The sequence below is a fragment of the Methylobacterium sp. GC_Met_3 genome, from assembly GCF_026540775.1.
Lineage (GTDB): Bacteria > Pseudomonadota > Alphaproteobacteria > Rhizobiales > Beijerinckiaceae > Methylobacterium.
On sequence record NZ_JALNUL010000110.1, the window covers coordinates 1 to 5,422 of the forward strand.

Sequence of the window (5,422 nt, forward strand, 5' to 3'; positions counted from 1 at the left end):
CCCTCATCCAACTCCAGTGGTCGCTTGGGCCGACGCCTGTTGTTGGCCGAGGATGTTCCGCTGAACCAGGATCTCGCCCGAGCGATCCTGGAACGCGCCGGGCATAGTGTAGACGTGGTCAGCGACGGCGCCGCGGCGGTGGCTGCGGTAAAGGTCAAGACATACGACCTCGTGCTGATGGACATCCAGATGCCGGGAATGGACGGCATGAGCGCCACGCGGCACATCCGTGCCCTGGAGGGTGCTGCCGCGCGCATGCCGATCGTGGCTATGACGGCCAACGTTCTGCCGGAACAGGTGGCAGAGTTCCGCGCCGCGGGCATGGACGATCACATCGGCAAGCCGTTTCGGCAAGACGCGCTCCTCTCGGCGGTCGATCGCTGGGCCTCGGAGGGAGCACACGCGGCAGTGATCTCCGGCCTCGACAGCTCCGTCTTCAACGAGATGCGCGATATGGTCGGCCACGAGCGCATGGTCGGCCTGCTTGCGATGCTGGCGGATGAACTCACCCAGCGGTTCGGACCGTCCTCCCACTCCCACGACCGCAAGCAGATCGCCGAGGATGCGCACGCGATGGTGTCGGCTACGAGCATGGTGGGCTTCGCTTCACTCGCAACGCTTTGCAGAGAAGTCGAAACCGTTTGCCGGTCGAAAGAGGACCATACAGTACTTCTAGAAGTCCTGCGCGCCCGCTCATCCGAAACCGTCGCCCGTATCGCCACCATTCGGTCTGAACCAACTTTGAGTCATGCGGGTTGATTGCTCAGGAATATGGGCGCTCTATCGGCTTCTTTGGTAGCAAACTGCAATAATGATTCTATCAAATATTTTTCCGATCCAGAAAATCCACACATAAGCTGTGAAGAATCCCGATCCATATTTGCTCGGGACGGTGCGCATGCTCCGTCGTCGTTCTCGGCGATGAACCTGCCGCTTATGGCCAAATCAAGTTGCGTTACAAAGCGACTCTGAACGGCGGGGTTGGGTGGAAAGCAGTCGGGCAGCTTTCGTGAGGGTCCTGCCGTACAGGGGACGTTAAGAACTCGATTCGACCCGCTTAATTTCCTCATGGCACGCAGTACGGAGTGTGAGATGAAGCGTTTCCGGACTGGCGTTCTCGACGTCGGCTACAACGAAGGCGGACCGCCCGACGGTCCGCCCGTCCTTGTGCTTCATGGTTGGCCGGATGATCCGTCTGGGATGGTGAGCGTTCAGCAACATTTGCACGACGCCGGTCTCCGCACGATCGCTCCGTGGTTGCGCGGCTTCGGCGGCACGCAGTTCTTATCAAATGAGACGTTGCGCGACGGCAGGGCGCTCGTTCTTGCGCAGGACGCTATCGATCTTCTGAATGGTCTGGGCATCGAACGATGTACGGTCATTGGGCACGATTGGGGTGGCCGAGCGGCCTACAACTTGGCAGCGCTTATCCCAGACCGGCTCGAAATGATCGCGGTGCTCGCCATAGGCTACGCACCCTTCGGTCGATTCGAGACACCGGATTTCAAGCAGGCGCGTCGTTGGTGGTATCAGTGGTACATGAATGCCGATGGCGGCGCGGAGCGGGTGCGGGCAGACCCGATCGGCTTTGCTCGGGCGCAATGGGTTAGCTGGTCGCCTGCCGGGTGGTACGAGGAGGCCGCGTTCGTTCGAGCGGCCGAGAGCTTCCTCAATCCTGACTGGGTAGCGATCACGCTTCACGGCTATCGGTCTCGGTGGCTGCCTGAGGCCGTCGACGAGCGATATGCGGGCGTCGATCAGACGATTGCCCGCACCGGCAAACTCCGCGTTCCGACGTTGATGATCCAAGGGGATGCTGACGCGTGCGACCCGCCGTCGGCCCCGGCTGACGATGCCCGCTGGTTTGAGAACCGCTACGAGCGATTGGTCTTAACTGCCGTTGGTCATTTCCCGCCGCGTGAAGAACCGGATGCGGTTGCTCGCGCAATCCTTCGCTTCCGCCAGGAGACGCTGCGAGCTTAGTTGGGTGGAGACGGCCTCCGCTTTTCGGGACCGAATTACCGTCGGCGATTGTCGGATAGGGCCGGAAGCGCGACGGCTGCTATGGGTGGGAAGCGGCTGGTCCGCCACCGATACCCACGAGACGATAAGCAGACATCCGAAAGGTGGTCGCGTACGGGCTTTGCAGGGACCAGATTAAGAAGTGCGGGTCGCCGAGAGTAAGCGGTGGCCACTGCCCTTGCCTGCGTCATCCTGCTATCGTCGAAACGTGCCGAGACGCATGACTTAGTCGATTGGTTCCAGACGATGCCGCCTGTGCCGCGCATCCGCATCACTGGATTTGTCAGCCGCTGGATGGGAGCGAGTGGCGGTGACGACGCCGAGTTGACAGTGTCGTGATTCGCTTCTGCTGGTAAGTCTTAATTCATCAATTTCCGTTCTATATACAATGCGCACGTAGCGACTTAGCTTTATAATAAATTCTACCCATGGCGTCTATAAAACGAGATGAGTTAGGCTGAAAAGAGTCTTGCGCGTGCTGATGCTTCGGTCTCTGTTCGCGTCGCGTTCCATCGTGGCGCTTGTTGCCTATTTCGTGGTTTTGACCGCCGTGATCGCTACGGGCGCCACGCTGCTCGTCGCCGATATGCATCAACAGGCAATTCAAGATGTAGAACGCAGCATCGTTGGGCTTTCCAAGGTCCTGGCCGACCAAGCTGACCGCTCCCTGCAGGCCATGGAGATGGTTCAGGAAGCAATCATTCAGGATTTGCACGAGGCGCACGTCGAGACACCTGCGGATTACGCTGTGGTGGTAGCTCGACATGACCTCCATACGTCTCTCCGCGCCCGTATCGCGGCGCTGCCACAGGTCAACGCCATCACTATTGTCGACGGTGACGGTAAGCTTCTCAATTTCAGCCGCTACTGGCCGATTCCCGATGTCAACATTGCGGACCGAGATTATTTCAGGGCGCTGGCTGCCGACCGCAAGCTCCAGCGTTTCATCAGCGAGCCGGTCCAGAATCGCGGCAACGGCGCTTGGACCATTTACGTCGCAAGAAAGGTCACGGCCGCCGACGGACGCTTTCTTGGCCTTGTGCTTGGTGCGGTAGAGCTCGGCTATTTCGAGTACCTCTATCAGCAGATTACACCGTCCGACGATGCCGTGGTCTCTGTCTTTCGTAATGACGGCATGTTGCTCGTGCGCCATCCCACTCGGGCTGATGTCGTTGGCAAAATCTTCCCGACGACGGGGGCTGCGCTGATCGCTAATACGGACCCAATGGGCGGCTTCCTCCGTAATGTCAGTCCGATTGATGGGAAAGAACGGCTCATCGCGACGCGAGCACTTGTCCGCTACCCTATGATCCTGAGTATCAGCCGTACGACGGAAGCGAGCCTCGCCCCGTTTCGTAGGCAGGCTGTCGTCTTAGCAACGGGGGCGGCACTGCTTATCGTCTGCCTTGGCACTCTGTTGCTGCTTGTCTTGAGGCGAGCCCGAGCTGAACGGCGTGTTGCACGGGCCGAGGAGCGTGCTCGAGGCGAGCAGAAGCTGCGTGCGCAATACGAACGCTTCGGCATTGCTCTCGACAACATGGCGCAAGGTCTTTGCCTGTTCGACGGCGATGGGCGCCTTGTCGTGATGAACGAACGCTTCGCCGATTTGTATGCCGTTCCGCTTCATCTCCAACAGGCAGGCACGACATCCCACGAACTTCGGCAGCTCATTCTCGCGCGACGTGGGGGGCCTGCGGAGGAATGGGACATGGTCATTTCCCCCCCGACAGCGGACGGATCGCCGCAAACCGCCACGGTTGTTCGTTTGGCCGACGAACGCGAGATCAACGTCCTCCGGGTCTGTGTCCCCGGCGGTGGGTGGATCTGTACCCACGAGGATGTCTCAGCACTGCGTCGCAGCGAGAAGCGAGTGCGCTTTCTCGCGCGACACGATGCTTTGACCCAACTTCCGAACCGCGTGCAGTTCGAGGAGGTGGTCGCGCGGGAAATAGCGCTCTGCGCCAAGACGGGCGCACAGTTGGCGCTGCTTTGTCTCGATCTCGATGGCTTCAAACAGGTCAACGATCTGTTCGGCCACCCCACCGGTGACCGTATTCTTCAAGAGGTCGCCGCACGTCTGCGTGGGCTGCTTGACGGACGCTGCGTCGCAGCCCGCCTCGGCGGCGACGAGTTCGCTGTGCTCGCTGCTGGGCTTGATGATGTGAGGACGCCAGCCACGGCCGCGCAATCCATCGTAGACGCCCTTGGTGCATCCTACCTCGACGGCGGACGTTTGATCGACATAGGGTGCAGCATCGGCATCGCGACGTTCCCCGGCGACGCGGCTGCTTATGAGCAGCTTTTGTCCGCATCCGACATGGCGTTGGTTCAAGCCAAAGCTGCCGGCAAAGGAATTTACTGCTTCTTCGATCCGTCTATGGACGTGGCAGCTCGTGAACGCCACCAATTGGCGCTGGATCTGCGTGCAGCCATTGGCACCGAACAGCTGGAGCTGCACTATCAGCCGCAATTCGCGCTCCTTTCGAACGAAGTATCGGGCTTCGAAGCACTTCTTAGGTGGACTCATCCGATGCGGGGCCCAATTTCGCCGGCTGAATTCATCCCTCTGGCAGAGGAAACCGGGTTAATCCTGCCACTTGGTGAGTGGGTGCTGCGTGAGTCTTGCCACGAAGCAGCATCGTGGGCACGGCCCCTCGATATCGCTGTCAATCTATCGATCGCCCAATTCCAGCAAAGCGGCCTGTGCGACACGGTCCGTTCTGTGCTTAGAGAGACGGGCCTAAAGCCAAACCGTCTTGAGCTTGAGGTGACCGAGACCTTGTTCTTGAAAAGCTCGGCCCGCTCCCTGGATGCGCTTCATGATCTGAAGGGATTAGGGGTGCGCATTTCAATGGATGATTTTGGGACGGGCTACTCTTCGCTAGCGACGCTCCAGACGTTTGCCTTTGACAAAATCAAGATCGACCGGTCGTTCGTTGCGCAGATCGGTTTGACGAGCAAAGGTAGCGCTATCGTCCGCGCCATCATCAGCCTCGGCGAGAGCCTGGGAGTCACGGTGCTTGCGGAGGGCATCGAAACCGAAGAACAGCTGACGTTCCTGCGGGAGCACGGCTGCGCGGAGATCCAGGGTTACTTATCCGGCCGACCTATGCCGATCGTAGCGTACCGCCTGCTCATCTTGCCCACAGAGGATCTTCGCGTCGCATAGCTGTGCCATAACATCTCCGACTTACTTGTGGGTTGGCATCATGCCGAAGTCCAATCATCTGGGGAGCCGATGAACGCAGCCACGAGGCGAGCGTGCCGGCCGCGGGTGACCAAGCTTCAAGGATGAACCGGGCTCCTCGTCCCCAGGCCGTTTTCTGGCAATTTTCGACAAACACCCAATGGCGCAGCCAGACCGTCACGCGGCAAAAGCCCAAACTTCGCGATGCTGCAT

At 59.6% G+C, this 5,422-nt stretch carries 4 protein-coding genes; all 4 read left to right on the forward strand.

The features are described 5' to 3' along the window. On the forward strand, nt 1–759 hold a 759-nt coding region (locus tag OXS27_RS31545; protein WP_267361594.1), incomplete at its 5' end, for a response regulator. Between the two features lie 333 nt (nt 760–1,092). Then, complete coding sequence (locus OXS27_RS31550) at nt 1,093–1,983, forward strand: alpha/beta hydrolase (RefSeq protein ID WP_267361595.1); 891 nt, start codon at nt 1,093–1,095, stop codon at nt 1,981–1,983. A gap of 204 nt (nt 1,984–2,187) precedes the next feature. Beyond that, nucleotides 2,188–2,361, forward strand: a complete 174-nt coding sequence (locus OXS27_RS31555) for a hypothetical protein (protein WP_243927435.1) — start codon at nt 2,188–2,190, stop codon at nt 2,359–2,361. Between the two features lie 136 nt (nt 2,362–2,497). Then, complete coding sequence (locus tag OXS27_RS31560; RefSeq protein WP_267361596.1) at nt 2,498–5,191, forward strand: EAL domain-containing protein; 2,694 nt, start codon at nt 2,498–2,500, stop codon at nt 5,189–5,191. Nucleotides 5,192–5,422: the final 231 nt, after the last annotated feature.